24 protein-coding genes, 1 tRNA gene and 1 pseudogene are annotated in these 25,176 nt (G+C 68.4%); 22 read left to right on the forward strand and 4 right to left on the reverse strand.

Annotated features, from left to right (window positions below; translation table 11 throughout):
- The first annotated feature begins 5 nt into the window (after positions 1-5).
- From AB2M62_RS18535 to AB2M62_RS18550, 4 genes are read left to right on the forward strand one after another with little or no spacing between them, the layout of a single operon-like run.
- Entirely contained in the window at positions 6-413 is a 408-nt protein-coding gene (locus AB2M62_RS18535; RefSeq protein WP_404336198.1) for a phage major tail protein, TP901-1 family, read from the forward strand.
- The gene (locus AB2M62_RS18540; protein ID WP_404336200.1) at positions 410-781 is read left to right on the forward strand and encodes a gene transfer agent family protein; all 372 of its coding nucleotides are present in this window, start codon (positions 410-412) and stop codon (positions 779-781) included. Before AB2M62_RS18535 ends, AB2M62_RS18540 begins: the two co-directional genes overlap by 4 nt.
- Positions 778-972 (forward strand): phage tail assembly chaperone, encoded by a 195-nt coding sequence (locus tag AB2M62_RS18545; protein ID WP_404336202.1) that lies wholly within the window; start codon positions 778-780, stop codon positions 970-972. The genes AB2M62_RS18540 and AB2M62_RS18545 overlap by 4 nt, the downstream gene beginning before the upstream one ends.
- A complete protein-coding gene (locus tag AB2M62_RS18550; protein WP_404336203.1) occupies positions 965-1,525 on the forward strand; it encodes a tail tape measure protein in 561 nt (186 codons plus the stop codon). Before AB2M62_RS18545 ends, AB2M62_RS18550 begins: the two co-directional genes overlap by 8 nt.
- 15 nt (positions 1,526-1,540) lie before the next feature.
- On the opposite strand, the gene AB2M62_RS18555 is transcribed toward AB2M62_RS18550, so the two are convergent.
- Complete coding sequence (locus tag AB2M62_RS18555) at positions 1,541-1,891, reverse strand: hypothetical protein (protein ID WP_404336205.1); 351 nt, start codon at positions 1,889-1,891, stop codon at positions 1,541-1,543.
- 281 nt (positions 1,892-2,172) lie between these two features.
- Between AB2M62_RS18555 and AB2M62_RS18560 the strand changes: the two genes are divergently transcribed.
- The 9 genes from AB2M62_RS18560 (at position 2,173) to AB2M62_RS18600 (ending at position 12,068) form a co-directional block, all read left to right on the forward strand.
- The gene (locus AB2M62_RS18560) at positions 2,173-4,431 is read left to right on the forward strand and encodes a DUF2460 domain-containing protein (protein WP_404336207.1); all 2,259 of its coding nucleotides are present in this window, start codon (positions 2,173-2,175) and stop codon (positions 4,429-4,431) included.
- Position 4,432: 1 nt separating this feature from the next.
- Positions 4,433-5,221: a DUF2163 domain-containing protein gene (locus AB2M62_RS18565; protein WP_404336209.1), complete on the forward strand. Its 789-nt coding sequence runs from the start codon at positions 4,433-4,435 to the stop codon at positions 5,219-5,221.
- Positions 5,218-5,607 (forward strand): peptidoglycan endopeptidase, encoded by a 390-nt coding sequence (locus AB2M62_RS18570; RefSeq protein ID WP_404336211.1) that lies wholly within the window; start codon positions 5,218-5,220, stop codon positions 5,605-5,607. Before AB2M62_RS18565 ends, AB2M62_RS18570 begins: the two co-directional genes overlap by 4 nt.
- Positions 5,608-7,749, forward strand: a complete 2,142-nt coding sequence (locus AB2M62_RS18575) for a phage tail protein (protein ID WP_404336212.1) — start codon at positions 5,608-5,610, stop codon at positions 7,747-7,749. It begins immediately after the preceding gene.
- On the forward strand, positions 7,742-8,239 hold the full coding sequence (locus AB2M62_RS18580; RefSeq protein WP_404336214.1) for a DUF2793 domain-containing protein: 498 nt from the start codon (positions 7,742-7,744) through the stop codon (positions 8,237-8,239). Before AB2M62_RS18575 ends, AB2M62_RS18580 begins: the two co-directional genes overlap by 8 nt.
- A 109-nt stretch (positions 8,240-8,348) precedes the next feature.
- On the forward strand, positions 8,349-9,479 hold the full coding sequence (locus tag AB2M62_RS18585; protein ID WP_404336216.1) for an OmpA family protein: 1,131 nt from the start codon (positions 8,349-8,351) through the stop codon (positions 9,477-9,479).
- A gap of 88 nt (positions 9,480-9,567) precedes the next feature.
- Positions 9,568-10,260: a phytanoyl-CoA dioxygenase family protein gene (locus AB2M62_RS18590; protein ID WP_404336218.1), complete on the forward strand. Its 693-nt coding sequence runs from the start codon at positions 9,568-9,570 to the stop codon at positions 10,258-10,260.
- A 9-nt stretch (positions 10,261-10,269) separates the two neighbouring features.
- Positions 10,270-11,094: a helix-turn-helix transcriptional regulator gene (locus AB2M62_RS18595; RefSeq protein ID WP_404336220.1), complete on the forward strand. Its 825-nt coding sequence runs from the start codon at positions 10,270-10,272 to the stop codon at positions 11,092-11,094.
- 59 nt (positions 11,095-11,153) lie between these two features.
- Positions 11,154-12,068: an alpha/beta hydrolase gene (locus AB2M62_RS18600; protein ID WP_404336222.1), complete on the forward strand. Its 915-nt coding sequence runs from the start codon at positions 11,154-11,156 to the stop codon at positions 12,066-12,068.
- On the opposite strand, the gene AB2M62_RS18605 is transcribed toward AB2M62_RS18600, so the two are convergent.
- Positions 11,960-12,700 carry a YgfZ/GcvT domain-containing protein gene (locus AB2M62_RS18605; RefSeq protein WP_404336224.1) on the reverse strand — a complete coding sequence of 247 codons (741 nt, stop codon included), beginning with the start codon at positions 12,698-12,700 and terminating at the stop codon, positions 11,960-11,962. The genes AB2M62_RS18600 and AB2M62_RS18605 overlap by 109 nt on opposite strands.
- 47 nt (positions 12,701-12,747) lie before the next feature.
- Between AB2M62_RS18605 and AB2M62_RS18610 the strand changes: the two genes are divergently transcribed.
- Positions 12,748-14,070, forward strand: a complete 1,323-nt coding sequence (locus AB2M62_RS18610) for a dihydroorotase (RefSeq protein WP_404336226.1) — start codon at positions 12,748-12,750, stop codon at positions 14,068-14,070.
- Positions 14,071-14,073: 3 nt separating this feature from the next.
- On the opposite strand, the gene AB2M62_RS18615 is transcribed toward AB2M62_RS18610, so the two are convergent.
- Together AB2M62_RS18615 and AB2M62_RS18620 are read right to left on the reverse strand one after the other, a co-directional pair.
- On the reverse strand, positions 14,074-16,026 hold the full coding sequence (locus tag AB2M62_RS18615; protein WP_404336228.1) for a PAS domain S-box protein: 1,953 nt from the start codon (positions 16,024-16,026) through the stop codon (positions 14,074-14,076).
- Between the two features lie 82 nt (positions 16,027-16,108).
- A complete protein-coding gene (locus AB2M62_RS18620) occupies positions 16,109-16,873 on the reverse strand; it encodes a DUF1134 domain-containing protein (RefSeq protein WP_404336230.1) in 765 nt (254 codons plus the stop codon).
- 169 nt (positions 16,874-17,042) lie between these two features.
- On the opposite strand from AB2M62_RS18620, the gene AB2M62_RS18625 reads away from it, so the two are divergent.
- The 8 genes and pseudogenes from AB2M62_RS18625 (at position 17,043) to AB2M62_RS18660 (ending at position 25,157) form a co-directional block, all read left to right on the forward strand.
- A tRNA-Ser gene (locus AB2M62_RS18625) sits at positions 17,043-17,135 on the forward strand.
- Positions 17,136-17,358: 223 nt separating this feature from the next.
- Positions 17,359-18,756, forward strand: a complete 1,398-nt coding sequence (locus tag AB2M62_RS18630; protein ID WP_404336232.1) for a TonB-dependent receptor plug domain-containing protein — start codon at positions 17,359-17,361, stop codon at positions 18,754-18,756.
- Positions 18,741-19,024: pseudogene (locus AB2M62_RS18635) on the forward strand (TonB-dependent receptor); the annotation flags it as partial. The gene AB2M62_RS18630 and the pseudogene AB2M62_RS18635, both read left to right, overlap by 16 nt.
- A 6-nt stretch (positions 19,025-19,030) precedes the next feature.
- Positions 19,031-19,735 carry a TonB-dependent receptor domain-containing protein gene (locus AB2M62_RS18640; protein ID WP_404336234.1) on the forward strand — a complete coding sequence of 235 codons (705 nt, stop codon included), beginning with the start codon at positions 19,031-19,033 and terminating at the stop codon, positions 19,733-19,735.
- 261 nt (positions 19,736-19,996) lie between these two features.
- Positions 19,997-21,184: an esterase-like activity of phytase family protein gene (locus AB2M62_RS18645; RefSeq protein ID WP_404336236.1), complete on the forward strand. Its 1,188-nt coding sequence runs from the start codon at positions 19,997-19,999 to the stop codon at positions 21,182-21,184.
- 110 nt (positions 21,185-21,294) lie between these two features.
- Complete coding sequence (locus tag AB2M62_RS18650; RefSeq protein ID WP_404336238.1) at positions 21,295-22,074, forward strand: FadR/GntR family transcriptional regulator; 780 nt, start codon at positions 21,295-21,297, stop codon at positions 22,072-22,074.
- 88 nt (positions 22,075-22,162) lie between these two features.
- Positions 22,163-23,734, forward strand: a complete 1,572-nt coding sequence (locus tag AB2M62_RS18655; RefSeq protein WP_404336240.1) for an aldehyde dehydrogenase (NADP(+)) — start codon at positions 22,163-22,165, stop codon at positions 23,732-23,734.
- 115 nt (positions 23,735-23,849) lie between these two features.
- Positions 23,850-25,157: a cystathionine gamma-synthase family protein gene (locus AB2M62_RS18660; protein WP_404336242.1), complete on the forward strand. Its 1,308-nt coding sequence runs from the start codon at positions 23,850-23,852 to the stop codon at positions 25,155-25,157.
- Positions 25,158-25,176: the final 19 nt, after the last annotated feature.

A 25,176-nucleotide genomic window follows, 5' to 3' on the forward strand; every position in this document is an offset into this window, starting at 1 on the left:
AAGCGATGGCGGCGGAGAAGGGAAGCGCGTTCCTGCTCAAGATCGGGAACGGGGCGGCGCCTCTGGTCTATGCGACCGTGGCGGGGCTGCGCACGACGCAGTTGAGCGTCAATGGCGAGGCGGTGGTGATCACCAGCAAGGATTCGGGCGGGTGGCGCGACTTGCTGTCGGGTGCCGGGGTGCGATCGGTCAGCGTGTCGGGCGCGGGGGTGTTCACCGGGTCGGCGGCCGAGGCGCGGCTCAAGGTCAATGCGCTGGCCGGCACGATCGACGACTATCGACTGAGCTTCGAGAGCGGCGAGAGCATGAGCGGGCGCTTCCTGGTGACGCGGCTCGACTATGCCGGCGATTTCAACGGCGAGCGCAGCTACACGCTGAGCCTGGAGAGCTCCGGACCGGTGGTGTCGGCATGAGCGGCAATGTTGGGCTCGGTGAGACCCCGACCCACCCCCAACCCCTCCCTGGAAGGGAGGGGCGTGTCAATTCCGCGCGCGGGGAAGCAGGGCTGCGGATCGGCGGCGCGACGCTGGTGCTGCGGCCGAGCTTCGCCGCACTGGTCGCGGCCGAGCAGGAAGTGGGGCCGCTGTTCGCGCTGGTCGAGCGGTTTGCCGAGGGGCGGCTGTCGCTGTCCGAGATGGTCACGCTGTTCTGGCATTGCCTGGCCGAGCCGCCCGAGGGGCTGACCCGCGAGCGATTTTCCGAGGCCGTGGCGGTACGCGGTCTGGCCGCGAACATGCCGGCGCTCAAGGCGCTGGTCGGCCAGATCCTGGCGGGGCGGTGACGGACTTCGCCACCGCCGCGGCGCGGCTGGCAGGTGCCGCCGGCGTGCTGTTCGGCTGGAGCCCCGAGACATTTTGGAACGCGACCCCGGCCGAGCTGGCGGCGCTGGCGCAGGCGCTGCGCGGCGACGCGCCCGCGCCGCTGGGCGGAAGCGAGGTCGCGCGGCTGAAGGAGCTCTTTCCCGATGGATGAGGAAATCGAGAGGCTGATCGTCAGCGTGCGTGCCGACACGCGCGGCTTTGCCCGCGACGTGGCCGAGATGCGCGGACAGCTGGACGGGCCGCTGGAGGCAGGCGCCGAACGCGCCGGGCATGCGATCGAAGGCGCGCTCTTGAAGGCGGTGCGCACCGGCAAGCTGGGACTGGAGGATTTGCGCAAGCTGGCGCTCCAGGTGCTCGGCGAGATCGCCGCGACGGCGCTGCGCGGCGGGCTGGATGCCGTGCTGGGGGGCAGCGGTGGCGGCAATGGCGGGTTGCTGGGGCTGGTCGGCGGGCTGCTCGGCGGATCGCCCGGCCGCGCGACCGGCGGGCCGGTGAGCCCCGGACGACCCTATTGGGTCGGCGAGCGCGGGCCCGAGCTGTTCGTGCCGGCGAGCGCGGGGAGCGTGGCGGCGGCCGGCGGCGGGGTGCGCGAAGTGCGCGTGGCAATCACGGTCAACGCGCCGGGCGGGGAGGCGCCGCAAGCGCTGGCCCAGTCGAGCCGGCAAGTGGCACGCGCGGTGCGCGCGGCGCTGGCGGTGGAGTGAAACGGGGCGCGCGCGTCAGTGGCTTAACGCATTCGGCAGCGCGAGAAGCGGGACGAGCGCCAGCACCGCAACCGGCAACGACCAATATTCCATGCGGATCCAGAAAAGCTTGTGGCGTTTCGTCAACATGACGGACTGGCCGGTTTTCGGATCGACCAGCTCGCGCCCCGGCGTGCTGTTCAGACGCTTGCCGATGAACCAATTCGCCGCCGCGGCAGAGAATAGGCCGATGCTGACCGCCAGAAAGGCGAGCTGCGGATAGCCCAATGCTGTGAAGATGACTTGCAGGAGAGCGCCCACCGCGATCGAAACCACCGCCACGATCAAAATCGTCAACGCACCCCAGCCACTCCAGACAATCAGCATTTTCGAGCCCCCTTTGCAATTCGCGCGAAGCTATTGCGCGTACCGCAATGGGGAGCAAGCAACAGGGCGCGCAACATCTCATGCTTTGGAGCCAGTTGACTGGCAAAGCGGCAGTATTTCGCGCCGGGCATTGCCGGCTGGACTGGCGCGCGGCGGCAGAATTGCGGCGACTTCTAAGAAATGCAGCGCGATTGCGCCGCGTGTCCTCGACGCTTTGCAACGGGCCGCAATGCGATCGTCGGGAGCGGCGCTCCGCGCACTGGGGCTTTCGGGAGAATATCATGGCACATTGGCTGGCGTCGGAGCGGCGCGGGCAGGCGGAGGGCGTGGTTTCGCGCTTCGATCCTGCCTATTGGACGGTCAACTTTCCGCGGCCGATGATGGCGAGCGTGGTCTCCAGCGCGGCCGACGCGCTGCGGGTGGATGCGGTCTTCTATCGGCAGGACGATCTTGCCGGGCTGATCTGGGAGGCCGAGGACCGGCACGATCACCCGCTACTCGCTTATGCCACAGACCGCGATTTTCGCGGCTGCCGGTTGCGGTTTCGCTGGCGCTCTTCGGGGATGAAGCCGCTCGACGCGGTCAACGGCCCGGTGCTGACGATCGAGGGTCGCGACGCCGCGGGGGCGCCGCGGGCCTGGTATGTGCGGCTTTGGAACTATGCCGTCGGGTCACCCGAAGATGCGGTGGTGTCGCTGGACTTTGCCAAGCTCGACGGCGGGTTCGCGCTGCCGGGCGAGGCGGACACGGTGTTCGCTGGCGACATCGACCGGATGTTCGTGTCGCTCGTGCCGGGGGGCTATAGCGGCGCGGACGTGGCGTTGGCGGCGCCGGCCGTGGGATGGGCCGAGCTGAGCGGCATCGCGTGCGAGGGGCCCGGCGCGGTGCTCGCGATCGGCGACGTCGTGGTGCCCGAACACGGCCTGGCGATCGCCAGCGGCTATGACGACAGCTATCACCTGACTCCGGCGCGGCTGCTGCGCAACCTGCTCCAGCTCGGCTATCGCGGCGACATCCTCCATTATGTGGGGATGAGCCATTATTTCCGGCTCGAGCCCAATTCCGGGGGCTATTATGCCAGCCTGGCGGGAGGCGCGCTCAATGTCGCCGCGGCCGCCTGGCATGCCGACTTCGCGGCGCGGGCAAAGGCGCTGGGGCTCGGGATAATCTGGTCGCTGTCCTACGAGCTGCTCGACCAGCACGCCTGGGGCGACTGGAAGCAGCGCGCGGCCGACGGCACCCCGGCGCTGACCGGATGGCAGCCGCCCTCGACGCTGTTGTCGCCGGCGCATGCCGGGGCGATGGGCTATCTGCGCGCGGTAGCGCTGGCGTTCGTCGGGATCGCGCAGGGCGCGGGGCTGGCGGTCAAGTTCCAGGTCGGCGAGCCGTGGTGGTGGGTGCTCGGCGACGGGCGGATCTGCCTCCACGATGCCGCCGCGCGCGCGGCGCTGGGCGATCCGCCGCAGCAGAATTTGAAGGGCACACCAAACCTGGCGGTGCTCGATGCGGCGGGGGCGTTGCTTGCCGGCTCGACGCTGGCGCTGCGCGACGCGGTGAAGGGCGCGGCGGCGGGCGCGAAGGTGCTTCTGCTCGCCTATCTGCCGACCGTGCTCGATCCGGCGATGCCCGAGGCCAAGCGCGCCAATTTGCCGATCGGCTGGGCGTCGCCGGCATTCGATGTGCTCCAGCTCGAGGATTATGACTGGGCGGCGGCGGGAAACCGCGCGGCGAGCGCGCGGGCGATCGCGGCGGCGCAGGCGCGCCTGGGCTATCCCGTGACACGGCAGCATTATCTCGCCGGCTTCCTGCTGCGCAGCGAGGATCGCGGGCAATGGCCGGCGATCGCCGCCGCCGCCGATCGCGCGCGGCGGCGCGGGGTGGCGGCAACCTATGTCTGGGCACTGCCCCAGGTGCTGCGCGATGGCTTCGTGCATTTCGATCAGGAGGATGAGGTGGACGCATTCGACGACGTGTTGTTTCCGCTGGCGCTGGGGCGGGAGGCGGAGGTGGCGCCGGAAATGTCTACGGCGATCGTGACCAGCGCGGGCGGGCACGAGCTGCGCAACGCCGAATGGGCGGCGGCAAGGACGCGCTATGACGTGGGGCCCGGGGTGCGATCCGAGACGGACATCGCCGCGCTGCTCGGCTTCTTCCGGGCGCGGATGGGCGCGGCGCGGGGGTTCCGCCTGCGCGATCCGTTCGACTGGCAGGCGACCGACGAGGTGCTGGGGATGGGCGACGGCGCCAATGCGGTGTTTGCGCTGGTCAAGACCTATGGCGCGAGCGTGCGGCGGATCACCCGGCCGGTGGCGGGGAGCGTGCGCGTGGCGATCGACGGAGCCGAGACGCATGGCTTTGCGCTGGAGGACGGCGGAACGGTGGTGCTCGATGCGGCGCCGGCGGCGGGGGCGGTCGTGACGGCGAGCTTCGTGTTCGACGTGCCGGTGCGCTTTGCCGAGGATCGGCTGAGCGTGAGCCGCGCGACCTTTCTTGCCGGCGTGGCGGCATCGGTGCCGCTGGTCGAGATCCGGGAGGATTGAGATGGTGACCACCATGGCCCTGTGCTGGCGGCTCGAGCGGCGCGACGGCGTGACGATCGGGCTGACCGCACACGACCGCGACCTGGCGATCGATGGGCTGGTCTATCGCGCCGCGCCGGGGATGACGCCCAGCGCGATCGTGCGCAGTGCCAGCCTCGAAGCCGATACGATGGACGCGACCGGGGCGCTGAGTGCGCAGGCGATCGGCGAGGAGGATCTGCTCGCCGGGCGCTGGGACGGGGCGGCGGTGACGGTGTTCGCGACCGACTGGCAGGCGCCGGGCCCCGGCGTGGTGCTGGGCGAGGGCACGATCGGCGCGGTCGAAACCCGCGGGGGCATGCTCACCGCCGAGCTGCGCGGCGCGGCGGCGGCGCTGGAGCGGCCGGTGGTCGAGGAGACCAGCGCCGAGTGCCGGGCCGAGCTGGGCGACCGGCGCTGTCGCGTGGCGATGGCGGAGCGGCGGCGGTTCGCGCGGGTGGTGGCGGTCGACGGTGCGGTGGTGACGCTCGATGCCAGCGAGTCGGTGGCGAATGGCTGGGGTGGCGGGCGGCTGCGCTGGTTCGGCGGCGCGAATAGTGGGCTGGAGGACAGCGTGGTGCGAAGCGAGGGCGTGCGCGCGACGCTCCGGCGGCCGCCGCGCTTCGACGGCGTGGGGGCGCTGGTCGAGATCGGCGAGGGCTGCGACAAGGCAATCGCGACCTGCGCGGGGCGCTTCGCCAACGCCGCCAATTTCCGTGGCGAGCCCTATCTGCCGGGGATCGACCTGCTGACGCGCTATCCAGGCGGATGAGCGCGCTGGCGGCGGCGCGCGGAGCGCTGGGCGCGCGGTTTCGCTTGCATGGGCGGACGGTGGCGGGTGGGCTCGATTGCGTCGGGCTGGTCGCGCTGGCGCTGCGGGCCGAGGGTTTCACCGGGGAGGTGCCGAGCGGCTACGCACTGCGCAGCGGCGATGCCGCGCGGGCGGTGCGCGCCATCGAAGGAGCGGGGCTGGTGCGCGTGGAAGCGGCGCTGCCCGGCGACCTCATGCTGCTGCGGCCCGGGCCGGGGCAGCTGCATTTCGCGATCCGCAGCGAAGCCGGGATCATCCATGCCGATGCGATGCTGCGCCGCGTCGTCGAGCGGCCGGGGCTCGCCTGGCCAGTGATCGGCGCGTGGCGCTTTTGCAGGGAGGATTGAATGGCGACCTTGGTGCTCACGGTCGCGGGCGGGCTGATCGGCGGGCCGGTGGGCGCGGCGATCGGTGCGGCCGCGGGCAATGCCTTCGATCGCGAGGTGCTGTTCAAGCCCAAGGGGCGCGAGGGGCCGCGGCTGAGCGAGCTGCGCGTGCAGACCTCGTCTTATGGCACGCAGATTCCGAAGGTCTTCGGCAGCCTGCGCGTCGCCGGATCGGTGATCTGGGCGACCGACCTGATCGAGCATCGCGCGCGGCAAGGCGGCGGCAAGGGCCAGCCGAGCACGACGACCTATAGCTATAGCGCGTCGTTCGCGGTGGCGCTGTCGGCGCGGCCGATCCTGGGGGTAGGGCGGATCTGGGCCGACGGGATGCTGCTGCGCGGCGCGGCGGGCGACTTCAAGGTGGCGACGGGGTTCCGGCTCCATCTGGGCGGCGAGGACCAGGCGGTGGACCCGCTGATCGCGGCCGCCGAGGGCATGGCCGCGGCGCCGGCGCATCGCGGGATCGCCTATGCGGTGTTCGAGGATCTGGCGCTGGCCGACTTCGGCAACCGGATCCCGTCGCTGAGCTTCGAGCTGTTCGCCGATGCAGCAGCGCCGCGCGTGGGGGCGATCCTCGAGGCGCTGAGCGAGGGGGAACTCGTGGACGAGGGGGCGGAGCTGGCGCTGGCGGGGTTCGCGGCATCGGGGGCGAGCGTGCGCGCGGTTGCGGAGACGCTGACCGGGGCGGGTGGCAATTGGGTGCGCGCCGAGCCCGGGCGGCTGGTGTTGGCGGGGCGCGACGGCGATGCGGTGGCGGTCGCCGATGACGGGGCGGATGCGCGCGGTGTGCGGGCGATCGCGGCGAGCGATGCCGCGCCCAAGACGCTGTCGCTCAGCCATTTCGATCCGGCGCGCGACTATCAGGCCGGGCTCCAGCGCGCGGTGCGCCCCGGGGCGGGAACGCGCGAAGCGCGGGTCGAACTGCCGGCTGCAGTGGATGCCGGGATGGCCAAGACGATCGCCGAGGATGCGCTGCTGCGGCTCGACCTAGAGCGCGAGCGGCGCAGCGTCGCGCTGCCCTGGAGCGCAATGGCGCTGCGGCCGGGCGAGCGCGTCACGATCGCGGGAACGCCCGGGCGATGGCGAATCGATCGCTGGTCACTCGAGAAGATGGTGCTGACGGTCGACTGTGTGCGTGTCGCGCCGGGGAGCGTGGCGGCACGCGCCGACCCCGGGCGTGTGCTGCCCGCGCCCGATCGCGTGGCGGGGACGACGATCGTCCATGCCTTCGAGCTGCCGCCGCTGGGCGATATGCTGGCCGGCGGACCGCGGCTGGCGATCGCGGCGGCGGGAACGGCGCCGGGGTGGCGCAGCGCCGCGCTTCTGTTCAGCACCGACGGCAACAGCTGGACGGGCGCGGGCAGCGCGGGCGTGGCGGCGGTGCTGGGGCATGTGGCGACGCCGCTTCCCGCGGCGCCGGCGGCAATGGAGGATCGCGCGCATCAGGTCGAGGTCGAACTGGCGCATGCTGGGATGGTGCTGGGCGATGCCGATGCGGCGGCGCTGTCTGCCGGTGCCAATGCCGCGATGCTGGGAGACGAGCTGCTCCAGTTTGCCCGCGCCGAGCCGCTGGGCGGTGCGCGCTGGCAGCTGAGCGGGCTGTGGCGCGGGCGGCGCGGGACGTTGCCGGGGGCAGCGCCGGGCGCGCGCTTCGTGCTGCTCGATGCGGACGCGCTCACCGTGATCGATTTGCCACGCGAGACGCTGGGGCGGACGGTGGAGGTGCTTGCGCAGGGCCAAGGCGACGCGGCGACGCCGGCCGGAGCCGAGGCGGAGATCGATGGCATCTCGTGCCTGCCGCCTTCACCGGTGCATTTTGCTGCGATGCAGCAGGAGGACGGCGCGACGGTGCTGCGCTGGGTGCGGCGCAGCAGGGCGGGTTGGGGCTGGAACGACGGCGTCGACGCGCCGCTTAGCGAGGAACGCGAGGCCTATCGCGTCGAGATCGCGGGCGAGGCAGTCGAGACGCTAGTGCCGTGGCTGCGGCTTCCGCCCGGCGGACGCGCGGCGGCGCTGAGCGTCCGCGTGCGCCAAATCGGTGCCAACGGACTGTCGCCGCCGCTTTCGCTCACTTTGCCACCGCTGGAGAAGGATGATGACTGAAACCCCACGCCTCAACCTGCCGCTGCTCGAACCGGGCCAGGCCCAGAAGGAAATGACGCACAACGAAGCGCTCGCGCGGCTCGACCTGCTGGTCCATGGGCGACTGGTGGCGCTAGCGGCAAATGTTCCGCCGGTCGCGCCGGCCCCCGGCCAATGCTGGGTGATCGGTAGCGCCCCCCAAGGCGTGTGGGCCGACCATAGCCACGCGATCGCGGGTTGGACGACCAGCGGCTGGCATTTTGTTGCGCCGCAAGAAGGGATGCGGCTGTGGATCGACGCCGAAGCGGGATTTGCGCTGTTCCGCGATGGGGGCTGGCATAGCGGAGAGGCGTTCGGAAAAGTTTTTATCGAGGGACGTCAAGTGGTTGGTCCACAATCGGAAGCGATAGCGGAACCAAGCGGGGGCATGACGGTTGATGCGGCAGCGCGAACGGCTATCGTTTCGGTGCTGGAAGCATTGCGTGCACATGGCTTGGTCAGACCAGGCTAGGCTGTGACGATCATGCAACAGTCCCCGGATTTGTGTGCTTGCGCGGAAACTATCGTTTCGGTACTGAGTTTGTCGCTGTCCGTAGTGACAACCAAGAAAGGGGACTAAAATGCGGAAGCTTGCCGTTACTTTGGCACTTGCGACGACCGCGCTGAGCACGCCTGCACTCGCCCGCGACGACGCGTGGTATGTGGGTGTCGAAGGCGGCGCCATGCTGGTCGAGGACATCACGTTCGACATCGGGGGCGCGATCGATACCGCAACTACCGATCACCGCGCCGGCTTTGATGCCGATGCAACCGTGGGTTACGACCTCGGTGCCGTCCGCCTCGAGGCGGAAGTCGGCTACCGTCAGGCGTCGGTCAATGGCTGGCGCTCGGGCGTTTCCACGCCTTACTACACCGCAGCTGGCGGCGTCGCCAGCGCACCTGCCGGCAGCTATGACTATGCCGGCGGCAAGAGCTCGGCGCTCAGCTTCATGGTCAATGCCCTTTGGGACTTCGGCGAAGATGACGGCGTCCAGGGTTTTGTCGGTCCCGGCCTCGGCGTTGCGCGCGTCAAGGAGAAGATCGGCCTGAACACCAACGGCGACTTCCTCGACGACTCCGATACCGTGGTCGCGTGGCAGGTCCTGGCCGGCGTTCGCGCGCCGATCACCGACAACATCGACGTGTCGCTGAAGTATCGCTTCTTCAACGCGCCGGGTGTCGACCTCACCGACATCGCAGGTCGTCAGGTGTTCGGCCGCTTCCGGTCGCACAGCATCCTCGGCGGTCTGACCTTCAACTTCGGTGCGCCTGAGCCCGAGCCGACCCCGGAGCCGACTCCGGAGCCGCAGCCGACCTGGACTCCGACCCCGGAGCCCACGCCGACCCCGCCGCCGGTGGTCTGCACCCCCGGCCCGTACATCGTGTTCTTCGACTGGGATAAGTCGGACATCACGCCGGAAGCCGCGAGCATCCTCGACAACGCCATCAGCAACTACCAGAACTGCGGTAACTCGCAGGTCATGCTGGCAGGCCACGCCGATCGCTCGGGTTCGGCAAGCTACAACGTCGGTCTCTCGCAGCGTCGTGCAGACTCGGTGAAGGGCTACCTGACCACCCGTGGCATCTCGGACGGTGTGATCTCGACCGAAGCGTTCGGCGAAAGCCGCCCGCGCGTCGAGACTGCCGACGGCGTCCGCGAGCTTCAGAACCGTCGCGTGGAAATCACGTACGGACCTGGCTCGGGCCAGTAAGCCTCGGGTCTTCGGACCAAGGAATTGGGGAGGTCGGGCAACCGGCCTCCCTTTTTCTTTGCCTAGTTTCCGTACAGGGTTTGTCGCGATGAACGCTTCCCTTACGCTGGCGCGCGACGGCGCCGAGCGGCATGCCGGACGGGCACTGCCGCTGCTCGATCGGCTGGAGGCGGTTTTCGCTCCGGGGATGCAGGGCAGTCCCGGCGTGCGGCTTCATGGCTTGCCTGCGCTGGCGGATCTGCTCGGCGCCGATGGCGCGATCGGCGGTGCCGCCGCGCAAGCCATCGGCGCCGGCGCGCGTCCGGTCCGTGCGATCCTTTTCGACAAGCGAGAAACGGCCAATTGGGCGCTGGGGTGGCATCAGGACCGCACGGTCGCGGTCGCTGCTCGGCGCACCGTTCCGGGTTATGGCCCGTGGACGGTCAAGCGGGGCATCGTCCATGTCGCGCTGCTTGAGAACATGGTGACGCTGCGCGTGCATCTGGATCCCGTGGACGCTTGCAACGCGCCGCTGCTGATCGCGCCGGGGTCGCATCGCGCGCTGGTCCCCGAAGGGAAGATCGCGGCGGAAGTGGCACGCTGCGGCATCGCGACCTGCCCAGCCGCCCGGGGCGATGTGTGGCTGTACGCTACGCCGATCCTCCACGCCTCCGAACGCGCGCGGGCGCCCGCGCGCCGGCGCCGCGTGCTGCAGATCGATTATTCAACCGCCAGGCTGCCTGAAGGGCTTTCACAGCTTCCCAAAATAATTGGGATGGATGTTTTCGAGAGCCTGTGGTGAGCGAAGGCCGTGTCCCTCCCCGACCACCCGCCCGAATCGTTTGCGAGTCTCAGCGAGCGGGAACTGGAAGTTCTCCGCCTCCTTGCTTCGGGGCATACCGTAAAGACGATCGCGGCGCAGCTTGGCCGCTCCGAAGCCTCGATCAACGAGCGCTTGCGCGACGCGCGTCGCAAGACGGGCGCTGCGAGCAGCCGTGAATTGGCCCGCCTGCTGAACGCCCAAAAAATTTGGGACAAGAATATCGATCTTTCGACCCAGCGCTGCGCGGCCGACACCCCGCCGCAGCCCACAACTTCCGGGCTGAAAAGATCGAAAGGAACCAGGATCGTGCTTATCGCAGTGCCGATAACGGCCGTTGGATTGATCGTCGCGACTATGTCTTCGATGCAGCAACCCGCCGCCCCGCAAGCCGCCCAAGCCGCTGCATCCAGCCAGGTGCCGCTGGTCGGCAACTGGCTGCTCGACGTGTCGCGGATGCCAAAAGAGGAACGGCCGCAGCGCGTGACCATAAGCTTTCGCGTGTCGCAGGATCGGAAATGGACGACGCGCGTCGAAATCGTGGCGCCCGACGGCACCCGCAAACATGCAGAATCGACGGCGGCCGTCGATGGCGCACCCGTACCCATCAGCGGCAACCTTGATTTTACCGACACGGTTGCCTTGCGCCAGCCCGCAGCGAATACGCTGGTGATGACCCTGGGGAAAAAGGGCGCTCCGGTTTCGACCCGCATCTACACCGTCGCCAAGGATCGAAAATCGATGACCGAAACCATTATTTGGCCCGGCGAGAAACTTCCAGGATTGGAAACGACCTATTTCAATCGGATCGATTGATCGCGACCTTTCGAAGGCCAATAGGCCCTTATGGGTCGAGAGCCTGGAAGGGGCGCGGGATGGGGCGGATTGTGTGGATCGCGTTGGCGGTGGCTATCGGGCTGTATCTCACGGTGCTGCTCGCCTTCGCGATCCAGCAGCGTTCGCTACTCTATCCCGCGCCGCCGGCGCCGCGCGGCGCAGCGACCGATATGCCGCCGGGCTTCGCTGCCGTGGCGCTATCCACCGAGGATGGACTGACGCTGCACGCGGCCTATCGCACGGCGGCGCCGGGCATGCTGACGCTGGTGTTTCTGCACGGCAATGGCAGCCAGATCGAGGCATCCGCCCGTGCGACGGCGCTGTTGGGCGCGCGCGGCCATGGCGTGCTGCTCGTCGAATATCGCGGCTATCGCGGCAATCCGGGCAAACCCAGCGAGGCTGGGCTCTACGCCGACGGGCGCGCGGCGTTGGCCTGGCTGCGGGCGCAGGGCGTGGCGCCGGCGCAGACCGTGCTCATCGGCAATTCGCTCGGCTCGGGCGTGGCGAGCCAATTGGCAGTCGAGACGCCGGTGGCGGGGCTCGTGTTGATCTCGGCCTTCACCAGCCTGCCGGACGTCGCGGTGGCCCATTATCCGTGGCTGCCGGCGCGGCTGCTTTTGCGTGACCGCTACGACAACCGCGCCAAGGTGGCGCGGATACGGGCGCCGCTGCTGGTGCTGCACGGCACCGCCGACACGGTCGTTCCCGACGGGCAGGGCCGCACGCTTGTCGCGGCAGCGCACCGCGCCACGCTCGAACTCGTTCCTGGCGCGGGACACGAACTGGCGTTCATGCCGGAGACGCAATTGCGCATCGCCAAATGGCTCGCCGCGATCGGATTCGATCAGGCGCCGGCAGGTTCCGACAAGGCAGCGCCCAGCCAATCCGGCATCAGCGCGTCGCCCAGTGCCTCGACGCGGCGCAGCTCGACCATTAGCCCGAGCTCGGGGTAGCGGGCGCGGGTGCGGTCGCCAGGGTCGGCGAGCGGGGCGACGACGAGGCGGCGGTTGACCTTGGCGCGGTAGTGCATCCGCGCGGTGTTTTCCTGGCCGACATAGCAGCCCTTGGTGAAGCTGACGCCGTTCAACTCGGCGGCATTGGCCTCGAGCCAGAGCGTCTTGTCCTGGCCGAGTTCGGCGGCGCCTTCGGTGACGCCCAGCGCGAGGCGGTGGGCCAGCCAGCCGGTCGCGGGTTCGCCCGTACGGGCGCCGAGCCAGCGGCGGCCGAGTGCGAGGAGGCGGGGGTCGGGAACGCCGGCATCGCCCTGGGCGGACCAGTGGACGCCGCCATCGACGGGTTCGATCGTGATCGGGCGGCGCAGGCGATAGATCGCGAGGCGACGGGCGAGCGTGTCGCGCTGCTCGGCTTCGCAATCGACCAGGATCGCATCGTCATCCGCCCATAGGATGAAATCGAACAGTGCCTTGCCTTGCGGGGTGAGCAGCGCCGCCCAGCGCGGGGCTTGCGGGGCCACCGTCGCCATATCCTGCGTGACCAGCCCCTGGAGGAAGCCGCGGACATCCTCGCCGGCGATGCGGAGAAGGGCGCGGTCTGCGAGACGGGTTGCGGGGGTGGTGTCGGCCATGGCGAACAGGTAGGGGGCGGGCAGGCTAGACGAAAGAGGCGCAGCGCATGAACGTCGATCTCAAGCTCACCGGTGGCCGTGTGCATTTGCCCGGCGGACCCGCAGAGGTGGATGTCGGCGTGACCGACGGCAAGGTCATCGCGATCGGCAGCGTCGGCGATGCGGGGCGGACGATCGACTGCACTGGACTCGACGTGCTGCCCGGCGTGATCGACAGCCAGGTCCATTTCCGCGAGCCTGGGCTCGAGGCCAAGGAAGACCTCGAGAGCGGCAGCCGCGCGGCAGTGCTCGGCGGGGTGACGGCAGTGTTCGAGATGCCGAACACCAAGCCCAACACCGACAGCGCCGAGGCGATCGCCGACAAGCTGGCCCGGGCCAGGGACCGGATGTGGTGCGACCACGCTTTCTATGTCGGCGCGACCAACAACAATGCCGAGCACCTCGCCGAACTCGAACGCCTGCCGGGGACGGCGGGGGTGAAGATCTTCATGGGCGCCTCGACCGGCGACTTGCTGGTTTCGGACGATGCCAATCTCGCGCGGGTGCTGGCGTCCGGGCATCGCCGCGTGGCGATCCATGCCGAAGACGAGTTCCGCATGCAGGAGCGGCTCGGCGAGCGCATCGCCGGCGATCCGGCGAGCCATCCGGTGTGGCGCGACGATGAAAGCGCGATCCTGGCGACGCGACGGATCCTGGGGCTGGCGCGTGCGGCGAAGCGGCGCATCCATGTGCTCCACGTGACGACGCCGGCCGAGCTCGAACTGCTCGGGCGGAACAAGGACATCGCGACGTGCGAAGTCACGCCGCAGCACCTGACGCTGGCGGGCGAGGACGCCTATCCGCGGCTCGGCAGCTTCGCGCAGATGAACCCGCCGATCCGATCGGGCGCGCATCGCGACGGGCTGTGGGAATGGCTGCGCCAGGGCGTGCCTGATGTTCTAGGATCGGACCATGCGCCGCACACGCGCGCGGAGAAAGCCAAGCCCTATCCCGATTCGCCGAGCGGGATGCCCGGCGTGCAGACGCTGCTGCCGCTGATGCTGAACCATGTCGCTGAAGGGCGGCTGACGCTGCAGCGGCTGATCGACCTGACCAGCGCAGGGCCGCAGCGCATCTTCGGGCTGGTCGGCAAGGGGCGGATCGCAGTCGGCTATGATGCCGATTTCAGCGTGGTCGATCTGAAAGCGCGCTGGACGATCGAGGAAAGCTGGCTGGCGTCGCGCTGCGGCTGGTCGCCGTTCACCGGGATGACGCTGACCGGCAAGCCGGTGGGCACGATCATCCGCGGCAGCCAGGTGATGTGGGAAGCCGAACTCGCCCCTGCGGCGATCGGCGTGCCGCTGCGCTTCGAGGCAGTCGAGTTCGGCTGAGCCTCAGGCGCGCTTCAACGGAACGACTTGCGCCGAGTGGCGCGACCCCACGGTTTCGCGCAGTGCCTTGAGCAGTTCGTCCTGGCGGAAGGGCTTGGTCAGCCGCGTGAGATGGATCGCCATCTGTTCCGGAAGCTCGGCGAAGCCCGAGACGAGCAGCACCGGGATGTCGGGCCAGCCCGCCGCCGCGGCCTCGGCGAGCTGGGCGCCGTTCATCTCGGGCATCGCGAAATCGGTGACGATCACGTCGATGCGGGCTTCGGCGAGCAGTTGGAGCGCCTGACGCCCCGAGCTCGCCTGGAGCACGCGATGTCCGGCATCCTCCAGCATCGCGGCGGTGTTGGTCAGGACCAGTGCGTCATCGTCGACTGCGAGCACCACCAGCGGGGCGGCGGCATCGGCGGGACGGGGTTGCGGATCGGCCGGGGCGGGCGACTGCGCGTCGGCATGCGATGCGGGCAGCCACAGCTCGGCGATGGTCCCCTCCCCAGGGGCGCTGTGCAATGCGAGCTTGCCGCCGCATTGCTCGGCAAAGCCGTGGGCCATCGACAGGCCGAGCCCGGTGCCGCGGCCAACGCCCTTGGTGGTGAAGAACGGTTCGGTGGCGCGGGCGAGCGTCTCGGCATCCATGCCGGTGCCGTTATCCTCGACGCTGAGGCGAACATAACTGCCAGGCTTGAGATCGCCGCCGGCGCGGACCTTCTCCTCCTGTGCGGCGATCACTATTCCGCCGCCCTCGGGCATCGCGTCGCGCGCGTTGACCGCGAGGTTGAGCAGCGCGAGTTCGAGCTGCGCAGGATCGGCATGGACCGAGCGCAGCAACAGCGGGAAGCGGGTGTCGATCCGCACGCCATTGCCGATCGTGCGCTGGAGCAGATCGGCCATTCCACGCACCAGCGCCGCGGGATCGACCGTTTCGAGCTTGAGTTCCTGCTTGCGCGCGAACGACAGCATCCGCTGGGTGAGCGTCGCGCCGCGCTCGGCTGCCGCCATCGCATTGTCGATGAATCGGCCGACGTCTGCGCCCTCGGCCATGCGGCGGCGGGCGAGATCGAGGCTGCCGATGATCGCGGCGAGCAGATTGTTGAAATCATGGGCGACGCCGCCGGTGAGCTTGCCGATCGCTTCCATCTTCTGCGACTGGTGGAACGCGGCCTGCGCCTGTTCGAGTGCGTGCTGCGACCGTCGGCGCTCGGTGAGATCGCGCGTGATCTTGGCGAAACCGATCAGCGTGCCGGCGCCGTCATGGACCGGATCGATCACCACCGACGCCCAGAAGCGCGTGCCGTCCTTGCGCAGCCGCCAGCCTTCGGCCTCGAAACGACCCTTGCTGCGCGTCGTCTCGAGTGCATGCGCAGGCAGCCCTGCCGCGCGATCCTCCTCGCCGTAGAAGCGCGAGAAGTGCGCCCCCATGATCTCATCGGCGGTATAGCCTTTGAACCGCTCGGCGCCGGCGTTCCAGCTGACGACATGCCCCTCGGGATCGAGCATGTAGATCGCATAGTCGGTGACACTCTGGACGAGCAGGCGGAAGCGCTCCTCGCTGCGGCGCAATGCCTCGTCGGCGGCGCGGCGCTCGGTGAGGTCGCGCGTCACCTTGGCGAAGCCGACCAGCGTGCCGTCGGGCAGGCGGACCGGATCGATCACGACATGCGCCCAGAAGCGCGCGCCGTCCTTGCACACCCGCCACCCCTCGGCCTCGAAGCGTCCCTCATGCGCGGCGGTTTGGAGCGCGAGCGCGGGGATGCCCGCGGCGAGCTCCTCGGCGGTGTAGAAGCGCGAGAAATGCTCGCCGATGATTTCGTTCGGGGCATAGCCCTTGAGGCGCTGCGCGCCGGCGTTCCAGCTCGACACGACGCCTTCGAGGTCGAGCATGCAGATCGCGTACTCGGCGACACTCTGGACGAGCAGCTCATAGTGTCCGGCGATCGGATCGCCCGCGACGATGTCAGTCATCGGATCCCCACCAAGCCCGGACGGCCCAACGACGATCAACGGGCCAAGCGGTAATCGGTTCCCATGGGCTGGCGGACGGCACTCAGAAGGGCAGCCAGCGCTTCTTTTCGGAGAATTTCATATAGCCCGCGTTGATCCCCACGCGCCAGCCGACGCCGAGCCGCACCGGGATCAGCACCACGTCGCCGCGGCGCATATAGGCGGCAGAGAAGCCGCCGACAAAATAGACGCGGCCCTCGCCTGCCGGGAAGCGCTTGTAGAGCTCCTGGCTGTCGTAAAGATTGTAGACGAGCACGAAGACCTTGTTGGCGTCGCCGCCCAGGTCGAAGCCGATCGACGGGCCGGTCCAATAGACTTTGCGCTGGCCTTCGATCTTGTGGAACATGTTGCCGCCGCCATAGCGCAGCCCGACGCCGACCGCGCCCGAGGCTTCGCTGCCGGCGATATAGGCGTTGGGCTCGCCCTGGTCCTTGAGGATATCCTCGAGGATCCCGGCCAGGCCCGAGGCGCCCTTGCCGAACACGCCCTCGGCGGCGACGATCAGCTCCTCGCGCTTGAAGGTGGCGTCCTGCTTGAAGCTGGCATCGGCCTGCGCACGAGCGGCGCCGGGGGCTCCAGGCGCGACGGGCGCCGGGTTCACCGGCTGCGGCTGCACGGGCGGATAGGATTGCGGCGGCTCGGCATAGGGCGGCCGCTCTGCCGCAGGCGGCGCCTGCTGGGGCTGGGGCTGGGCCTGCAGGTCCGAATCGATCCCGGTATTGGGGTCGATCGTGGTGATCTGCGCCGTCGCAGGGGCTGCCATCACCAGCGCGGCCATCGCAGCAAAAATCCAAGTCCGCATCGTCATGCTCACGCGCCCCGCCCGCAAAATCCCAAGCAAGCGCTATGCCTTTGCCCCTGTCGCTGCAATGAACGGACGACGGGTCGAGTCGATTTCGCGCTCAAACGGCGAAAGGCTTCTTCGGCGTTGATCAGGCAGGGGACCGTCGCTATAGGCCTCCGCTCGGGCCCTTTCCGGAGACGTGGGTGAGTGGCTGAAACCAGCGGTTTGCTAAACCGCCGTAGGGGGATTACTCCTACCGAGGGTTCGAATCCCTCCGTCTCCGCCAGGGCCCGGCCTTCCCGCCGCATGATATAATAATCGCAGCCCTTGGGAGCAGCCGGGCCGGCGCAGTGCGAGTGCCGCGTATCATGCTGTGTGCGCCTGATGCCCAAATGCCGCACCAGTCCCAAAGTCATCAAATCGTCACGATGCCGTAACCGAATCGACCCGAGCCGCGCCTAGCCGCCGCGACGGGGGTGGCCGTTCGGCCGCCGGGATTGGGGACGTACATGACGAACTTCTCGCGCCGCCGGCTGCGCTGTGGCCAGACCTATGCCTTTCTGATGGCCTCGGCCGCGCTGGTCGGCCTAGCGCCCGCCGCGCAGGCGCAGACCGCGGATGCTCCGGCCACCGATGCGACTGCGGATGCCGACAATGCCGATATCGTCGTGATCGGCAGCGGCCAGACCCGCTCGGTCTCGACCCTGGTTCCCGCCAATCTCGATGTGCTGCCCCCCGGCACCAGCGTGCAGAAGGCGCTGAACTTCCTGCCGGGCGTGAGCGCGCAGTCGATCGACGGGCTGGGCCTCAACGAGCAGTCGCTGTCGCTCCAGGTGCGCGGCTTCAACACCACCCATCTTGGCTACACGCTGGACGGCATGCCGCTCGGCGATGGCGCCTATAACAATTATAACGGCCTCACGATCAGCCGCGCGCTGATCTCGGAAAATCTCGGCCGCGCCGATCTCGCCACCGGCATCGCCGGGCTCGGCATCCCCTCGACCAGCAATCTGGGCGGCGCCCTGACGTATGTCAGCAGCGATCCGCACAAGCAGATGGGCCTCTCGGTCAGCCAGACCGTAGGCAGCGAGAACAGCCTGCGCACCTTCGTCCGCGTGGACACTGGCGAGCATGGCGGCTTCTCGGCCTATCTCTCCGGCCAATATGTCGAGCAGGACCTGTTCGTGAACCAGAAGGCGTATAACTGGTCCAACGGCAAGCAGTTCAACGGCAAGCTGATGTACCGTGCCGACGGCATCAAGATCACTGCCTATGCCGATATCTCGCGCACCAACCAGGCCGATGATTCCTATCTGTCGAAGGACATGCTGGGCCGCCTCGGCTGGGATTGGGCCGGCTATGCGCCCAACTGGCAGTCCTATCTCGGCGTCGCCTATTGTTCGGTGACTGCGCCGACCGCGCCGACCCAGTGCGTCGCCGCGCCGGCGCCGCAGAAGAATGCCGACGTCACCTTCACCAACGGCCAGATCCTGCGCAACGACAATCTGTTCTACCTTGCCGGCGATTTCGACCTCACCAGCTCGCTCAGCGTGCACACCCAGGTCTATCACCACAACGACAAGGGCGCCGGCAACAACTGGATCGTCGGCTGGTCCAAGCAGGGCACGACGGCCACCGGCGACGACGTGCCGGTCCAGATCCGCGATACGCGCTACACGATCGATCGCACGGGCGTGCTCGCCAGCCTGAACTGGGCAGTCGGCTTCAACCAGTTTCAGGCTGGCTTCTGGTGGAGGACAATACCAGCAGCGCCGCGCGCTATATCTGGACCAACGTCACGGGCCCGTTCAGCCTGGCGCAGTTCCTCAAGGGCCAGCCGGATACGGCGCAGTGGGTCCAGGAAACCAAGTGGAAGACGCAGCAATTCTATGTGCAGGACACGGTAAGGCTGCTCGATGACGCGCTGAGCATCGATTTCGGTTTCAAGAGCACCTATTCGAAGTCGGACGCCGAGGCCCAGCCCGGCATCGCCAAGGCGCCCCCGCCGGCATCGAGCCAGTTCGCCAGCGGCACGCTGACCGCCAAGGACAATTTCCTGCCGGAAGTGGGCGTGCACTGGAACGTCGCGCCCGGGCACGAGCTGTTCGCGAGCTATGCCGAGAATATGGCGATGTTCCAGGGTGGCTTCAAACTCGGCCCGCAGTCGGTCTCGCAGGCGGTTTGGAACGCGCAGGGCAAATATCTCAAGCCCGAGACCTCGAAGAGCGTCGAGGGGGGTATCGCTATGTCAGCGGCCCGCTGCAGGTCGCGCTGTCGGGCTATTACGTCAAGTTCGACAACCGGCTGCTGCAGTATAATCCCTGTCCGACCAACCAGCAGCAGAACCCGGGCTGCGGCAACAGCTTCCACAATGCCGGCAGCGTCGCCAGCAAGGGCGCTGAGCTCGGCGTGCTGTGGAAGCCGATGTCGTGGCTGAGCTGGTACAACTCAGCCTCGTTCAACAAATCGACCTATGACGACGACCTTAACTGGTGCACCACCACCTGCGTGATCAAGCAGACGGCCGGCAAGCAGCAGGTGGATACGCCCAAGGAAATGGTGGCCAGCGTGCTGACCGTGAAACAGGGCGGCTTCTCGGGCTCGCTGCAGGGCAAATATACCGGCCGCCGTTACTACACCTACACCAACGACCAGAGCTTCGGCGGCTATACGACCTTCGATCTCGGGCTCGGCTATGACTTCGGCACCTTCGGGCCGCTGAAGGGAGCCAAGCTGTCGCTCAACGTCACCAACCTGACCGACAAGCGCTATGCCTCGAACTTCGACAGCAGTGTGTTCGCGCCGGACGATGCGGCGGGCACCATCCTGGTGTTCCACTCCTCGGCGCCGCGGCAGATATTCGGAACGCTGAGCCTTGGTTTCTAAGCGCTCCGCCGCGCTGCTCCTGCTGTGCCTCCTCCCTGCCTTTACCGGCGGGGAGGACGCCATTACCCGGCCGCATCTCGACGAGACCGCCGGCGCGCGCAGCGTCACGCTGCAAGGCGATACCTATGTCAATCAGGGACTGGTCGGCACGGGCCGGCTGCCGGCGGACACGCTCGACTTCCTCGGCGACACGCTCGGGTCCTTTTCCTCGCTGAAGCTTGCCCCGGCAGCTGGAGGCGCGTCGGCGCGCACTATGAAGGCGTGCTCTGGACGCTGCCCGACCGCGGGCGCAACGATCCCGCGGCGAAGCTCTTCTTCGATTATCCGGCGCGGCTCGAGCGTTTTCGCATCCGGTTCACTCCGGGCGATGGCCGGGTCGATCTCGTCCCTGCGGGCGGGATCGAACTGCGGGACTTTCGCGGCCGGCCCTTCACTGGCGCCGATCCGGGCGCGAGCATCGTTGTCGAGCGCGGCGTCCCGCTGCCGGCACCAGGCACGGGCGTCGGCAGCGGCAAGGTGTCGATCGACGCGGAGTCGCTGCAATTCAGCCGCGACGGTGGCTTCTACATCGGCGATGAATATACCGCGAACCTCTATTATTTCGACAAAAACGGGCATCTGCGCGGGGTGATACGGCCCCCCGCGGCAATCGCGCCGCGCCGCGCCGGGCGCCCCTATTTCGGCTCGCTGGAGGCGCCGGACGGCGGTCGGCGCAATAACCAGGGGCCCGAGGGCATGTCGCTGTCGCCCGATGGCCGCACGCTGTTCGTGGCGCTGCAGAGCGCGCTGATCCAGGACAGCGCCGCCGGCAATGCCGCCGGCCGGATCAACACGCGCATACTGGCCTATGACGTGAGCCGCACGCCGACGCCGGCGCGGCCCAAGGCGCATTATGTCGTGCAGCTGCCGGCGTATAACGACGAAGGCAATGGCGGCGCGCCGAACCGCACCGCAGCGCAAAGCGAGATCCGCGCGCTCGATGATCATCGCTTCCTGATGCTCGCGCGCGATGCAGCCGGACGCGGCGCCGGGGGCAAGGCGCCGATCGTCTACAAGAGCATCCTGCTGGTCGACACCGCTGGCGCGACCAACCTCGCGGGCACGCGCTACGAGACCAGCGCCGCATCGCTGCTCCAGGATCCTGCGAGTACGAGACTGCATCCGGGCGTGTTCCCCGCCGCTCGGGTGGAACTCGTGAACATGCTCAATCCGGCCCAGCTCGCGCGTTTCGAGCTCAGCGTCGAGGCGCTGTCCGAGAAATGGGAGGCGCTGGATCTCGTGCCCGTGCTGGAACCGGGCCGTCCGGCCGACTATTTCCTGCTCGTCGGCAACGACAATGATTTCATCGCGCGCCGCTGCCGGATGTCGGGCCAATCGTGCGATTCCGATTTCGACAATGACAGCAGGATTTTGGTCTATCGGCTGCGCCTGCCGGCGCCGTTGCGATAAAGCTGGTCAGGATTGCGCTGCTCCTGGCTCCGCACTGCATCGGGCGGCGAGGCCCTTGCGAAGACCCGGCTAACTGACCATGCAAGGGTCGCAATATCATTCGGAGTCCGATGACCGCAGCCCCAGCTCCCGAACCGACCAAGCGCCGGCGACGCGCGCCGCGTCCGCGGTCGCTGCGGCTGCACGGCACGGTGGCGCGCGATCTCGGCATCCGCATCGTATCGGGCGTGCTCGAGCCCGGCGAGATACTGGAAGGCGAAATCGCCGCCTCGCTTCAGTTCAGCGTCTCGCGCACGGCCTATCGCGAGGCGATCCGCATCCTTGCCGCCAAGGGCCTGGTCCATTCGCGGCCCAAGATCGGCACGCAGGTTAGCCCGCGACGCGAATGGCATCTGCTCGATCCCGACGTGCTCGCCTGGATCTTTGTCGGCGAGCCCGATCCGGCGCTGATCCAGAGCCTGTTCGAGCTGCGCCGCATCGTCGAGCCCGATGCCGCGCGGCTCGCGGCGCTCCGCCGCAGCGACGCGCAGCTCGCCCGGATGAAGGACGGGCTCGATGGCGTCGCCGAGCATGGCTTCGCCACCGAGATCGGCCGGCGCTGCGACGAGGCATTCCACTCCGCGCTGCTCGAGGCTTCGGGCAATGATTTCGTCGTTTCGCTGACCAGCGGCGTCGCGACCGCGATCGCACTGACCACGGCGTTCAAACAGCATCGCCTGCCGGCACCGCACGATGCGCTGCCGGTGCACCTCGCCGTCTATGAGGCGATCGCGGCGCAGGATGCGCAGGGCGCCCACGACGCGATGGCGCGGCTGGTCGAGCGCGGCTTGAGCGACACGATGGAGGCCCGGGATCCTGGCTCGCAAGGGGCGATGCGGGCGTGCTGCTGAGCGCATCGACCATTGAACAAGATCGGGCACGCGCCTAAGTCGCGCTCCTGTTACCGCTAACGTATCTGCACCTATCGGAGAGTTTCCCATGACGCTGACTGGCGAACTATTCATCGCGTCGAAGCGCGTGAACCATTCGGGAGAGGGTTTCCGCGCAGTCGCTGCCGCGACCGGCGCCGAGATCGAGCCGAGCTTCACGGTTGCGACCACCGAGGATGTCGAGGCCGCCTGCGCCGCTGCGGAAGCCGCCTTCCCGATCTATTCGGCACTGCCGCGCGAAAAGCGCGCGCAGTTCCTCGAGGCCGCTGCCGACGAGATCGAGGCGCTGGGCGACACGCTGGTCGAGCGTGCGATGCAGGAAAGCGGCCTGCCCCAGGCGCGGCTGACCGGCGAGCGCGGCCGCACTGCCGGCCAGTTGCGCCTGTTCGCCAAGGAGCTGCGGCTCGGCGAATATCTGCGCGCGCGCATCGATCATGCCATCCCCGATCGCGCGCCGCTGCCCAAGCCCGACCTGCGGCTGCGCATGGTGCCGCTCGGCCCGGTCACCGTGTTCGGCGCGTCGAACTTCCCGCTCGCTTTCTCGGTGGCGGGCGGTGACACCGCCGCTGCGCTTGCCGCGGGCTGCCCGGTGATCGTGAAGGGCCATTCGGCGCATCCCGGCACCTCGGAACTCGTCGCCGGCGCGATCACCCGCGCGGCTGCGAAGACCGGCATGCCCGAGGGCGTGTTCTCGCTGATCAACGGCGCCGGCAACACGGTCGGCTCGGCGCTGGTCACCGATCCGCGGATCAAGGCGGTGGGCTTCACCGGCTCGCGCGGCGGCGGCACGGCGCTGATGAAGCTCGCGCAGAACCGGCCGGTGCCGATCCCGGTCTATGCCGAGATGTCGAGCATCAACCCGGTGTTCCTGCTTCCCGCCGCGCTGGCGTCGCGCGCCGAGGCGCTGGGCAAGGCCTATGTCGCGTCGCTGACGATGGGTGCGGGCCAGTTCTGCACCAATCCCGGCCTCGTCCTCGCGCTCGAAGGCCCCGATCTCGACCGGTTCGTGACTTCGGCATCGGAGGCGATGACCGGCGCCCCGTCGCAGGTCATGCTCACCCCGGGCATCCACAAGGCCTATGAAAGCGGCGTCGCGCGCTGGGCTTCGGCGCCGGCGCTCAAGCTGCTTGCCGAGGGCCAGGAAGCCACCGGCCCGACCTCGGGCCGCGGCGCGCTGTTCACGATGACCGGCGCGGATTTCATCGCCGATCCGAGCCATGCCGAGGAAGTGTTCGGCGCCGCCTCGCTGGTGGTGCGCTGCGCCGATCTGGGCGAATTGCTCAAGGTCGTCGCGCTGCTCGAAGGCCAGCTCACCGCGACGCTGCATCTCGACGATGGCGATATCGACGTCGCCAGGACGCTGGTGCCGGTGCTCGAGCGGCTCGTCGGCCGGATCCTTGCCAATGGCTGGCCGACCGGCGTCGAAGTCACCGATGCGATGGTGCACGGCGGGCCGTTCCCGTCGACCTCGGACGGGCGCAGCACCTCGGTCGGCACGCTGGCGATCGATCGCTTCGTGCGGCCGGTGAGCTATCAGGACCTGCCCGCGGCGCTGCTGCCCGAGGAGCTGCGCGAAGGTGCCACGGTGCCGCGTCGCGTCGACGGCAAGCCGACGGTCTGATCCGCGATCGCCGGGGGGAGGCGCTTCGGCGCTTTCTCCCGGCGATGGCCCTTCGATGGGTAGAATGGCGCGGTTAAGTCGTTACAGTCGATACCAAACCCATTGGAGAGGCTGAATGACCGACGAAACCGAAGCCGAGCTGACCGGCGTCCCGCCGCGCAAGCGCCCCAAGCCGGCGATCGACACGGTGGGGACGCGCAAGCTCAAGCCCGCGACGATGATGATGGGGCACGGCTATGATCCGATGCTCAGCGAAGGCGCGCTGAAGCCGCCGATCTTCCTCACCTCGACCTTCGTCTTCCCCAATGCCGCGGCGGGCAAGCGCCACTTCGAAGGCGTTACCGGCAAGCGTCCGGGCGGCGCCGAGGGTCTCGTTTATTCGCGCTTCAACGGGCCGAACCAGGAGATCCTCGAGGACCGGCTGGCGGTGTGGGAAGAGGCCGAGGATGCGCTTGCATTCTCCAGCGGCATGTCGGCGATCGCCACCTTGTTCCTCTCGATGGTCAAGCCTGGCGACACGATCGTCCATTCCGGGCCGCTCTATGCCGCGACCGAGACGCTGATCGCGCGCATCCTCGGGCGCTTCGGGGTGCATTGGCTCGATTTCCCGGCCGGGGCGACGCGCGCGGAGATCGATGCGGTGCTGAGCAAGGCTGCCAGCGGCAATGTCGCGCTGATCTATCTCGAATCGCCCGCCAACCCGACCAACGCGCTGGTCGATGTCGAGGCAGTTCGCGCCAGCCGCGACGCGATCTTCACCGGCGCCAAGCCGCCGATCGCGATCGACAACACCTTTCTCGGGCCGCTCTGGGCCCAGCCCCTCAAGCAGGGTGCGGACATCGTCGTCTATTCGCTGACCAAATATGCCGGCGGCCATTCGGACCTGGTCGCGGGCGGCGTGCTCGGCACCAAGGAACACATCAACACGATCCGGCTGATGCGCAACACGATCGGCACGATCTGCGATCCCAACACCGCCTGGATGCTGCTGCGTTCGCTCGAGACGCTGGAATTGCGGATGAGCCGCGCGGGCGAGAACGCCGCCAAGGTGTGCGAATATCTGCGCACCCACCCCAAGGTCGAGCATGTCGGCTATCTCGGCTTCCTCGAGGAAGGCAGCCGCCAGGCCGACATCTACAACCGCCACTGCACCGGCGCGGGATCGACCTTCTCGCTCTATCTCAAGGGCGGCGAGAAGGAGGCGTTCGCGTTCCTCGACAGCCTGCGCATCGCCAAGCTCGCGGTGTCGCTGGGCGGCACCGAGACGCTGGCGAGCCACCCGGCGGGGATGACGCATCTCTCCGTGCCCGACGCGCGCAAACAGGCGCTGGGGATCACCGACAATCTGGTGCGCATCTCGATCGGCGTCGAGGATGCCGACGATCTCATCGCAGATTTCGAGGAAGCGCTGAAGGCGGTGTGAGACTGCGAACGATTACGGA

This window comes from Sphingomonas sp. MMS12-HWE2-04, assembly GCF_044881185.1.
Classification (GTDB): Bacteria; Pseudomonadota; Alphaproteobacteria; order Sphingomonadales; family Sphingomonadaceae; genus Sphingomonas.

Excerpts from the sequence above, each read along its gene's own strand:
- AB2M62_RS18585 (WP_404336216.1), top strand. The coding sequence starts at position 8,349 with ATGCGGAAGCTTGCCGTTACTTTGGCACTTGCGACGACCGCGCTGAGC.
- AB2M62_RS18555 (WP_404336205.1), bottom strand. The coding sequence starts at position 1,891 with ATGCTGATTGTCTGGAGTGGCTGGGGTGCGTTGACGATTTTGATCGTG.
- AB2M62_RS18575 (WP_404336212.1), top strand. The coding sequence starts at position 5,608 with ATGGCGACCTTGGTGCTCACGGTCGCGGGCGGGCTGATCGGCGGGCCG.
- AB2M62_RS18615 (WP_404336228.1), bottom strand. The coding sequence starts at position 16,026 with ATGACTGACATCGTCGCGGGCGATCCGATCGCCGGACACTATGAGCTG.
- AB2M62_RS18560 (WP_404336207.1), top strand. The coding sequence starts at position 2,173 with ATGGCACATTGGCTGGCGTCGGAGCGGCGCGGGCAGGCGGAGGGCGTG.
- AB2M62_RS18655 (WP_404336240.1), top strand. The coding sequence starts at position 22,163 with ATGACGCTGACTGGCGAACTATTCATCGCGTCGAAGCGCGTGAACCAT.
- AB2M62_RS18535 (WP_404336198.1), top strand. The coding sequence starts at position 6 with ATGGCGGCGGAGAAGGGAAGCGCGTTCCTGCTCAAGATCGGGAACGGG.
- AB2M62_RS18570 (WP_404336211.1), top strand. The coding sequence starts at position 5,218 with ATGAGCGCGCTGGCGGCGGCGCGCGGAGCGCTGGGCGCGCGGTTTCGC.
- AB2M62_RS18620 (WP_404336230.1), bottom strand. The coding sequence starts at position 16,873 with ATGACGATGCGGACTTGGATTTTTGCTGCGATGGCCGCGCTGGTGATG.
- AB2M62_RS18660 (WP_404336242.1), top strand. The coding sequence starts at position 23,850 with ATGACCGACGAAACCGAAGCCGAGCTGACCGGCGTCCCGCCGCGCAAG.
- AB2M62_RS18590 (WP_404336218.1), top strand. The coding sequence starts at position 9,568 with ATGAACGCTTCCCTTACGCTGGCGCGCGACGGCGCCGAGCGGCATGCC.
- AB2M62_RS18650 (WP_404336238.1), top strand. The coding sequence starts at position 21,295 with ATGACCGCAGCCCCAGCTCCCGAACCGACCAAGCGCCGGCGACGCGCG.
- AB2M62_RS18605 (WP_404336224.1), bottom strand. The coding sequence starts at position 12,700 with ATGGCCGACACCACCCCCGCAACCCGTCTCGCAGACCGCGCCCTTCTC.
- AB2M62_RS18600 (WP_404336222.1), top strand. The coding sequence starts at position 11,154 with ATGGGGCGGATTGTGTGGATCGCGTTGGCGGTGGCTATCGGGCTGTAT.
- AB2M62_RS18580 (WP_404336214.1), top strand. The coding sequence starts at position 7,742 with ATGACTGAAACCCCACGCCTCAACCTGCCGCTGCTCGAACCGGGCCAG.
- AB2M62_RS18540 (WP_404336200.1), top strand. The coding sequence starts at position 410 with ATGAGCGGCAATGTTGGGCTCGGTGAGACCCCGACCCACCCCCAACCC.
- AB2M62_RS18550 (WP_404336203.1), top strand. The coding sequence starts at position 965 with ATGGATGAGGAAATCGAGAGGCTGATCGTCAGCGTGCGTGCCGACACG.
- AB2M62_RS18630 (WP_404336232.1), top strand. The coding sequence starts at position 17,359 with ATGACGAACTTCTCGCGCCGCCGGCTGCGCTGTGGCCAGACCTATGCC.
- AB2M62_RS18610 (WP_404336226.1), top strand. The coding sequence starts at position 12,748 with ATGAACGTCGATCTCAAGCTCACCGGTGGCCGTGTGCATTTGCCCGGC.
- AB2M62_RS18565 (WP_404336209.1), top strand. The coding sequence starts at position 4,433 with ATGGTGACCACCATGGCCCTGTGCTGGCGGCTCGAGCGGCGCGACGGC.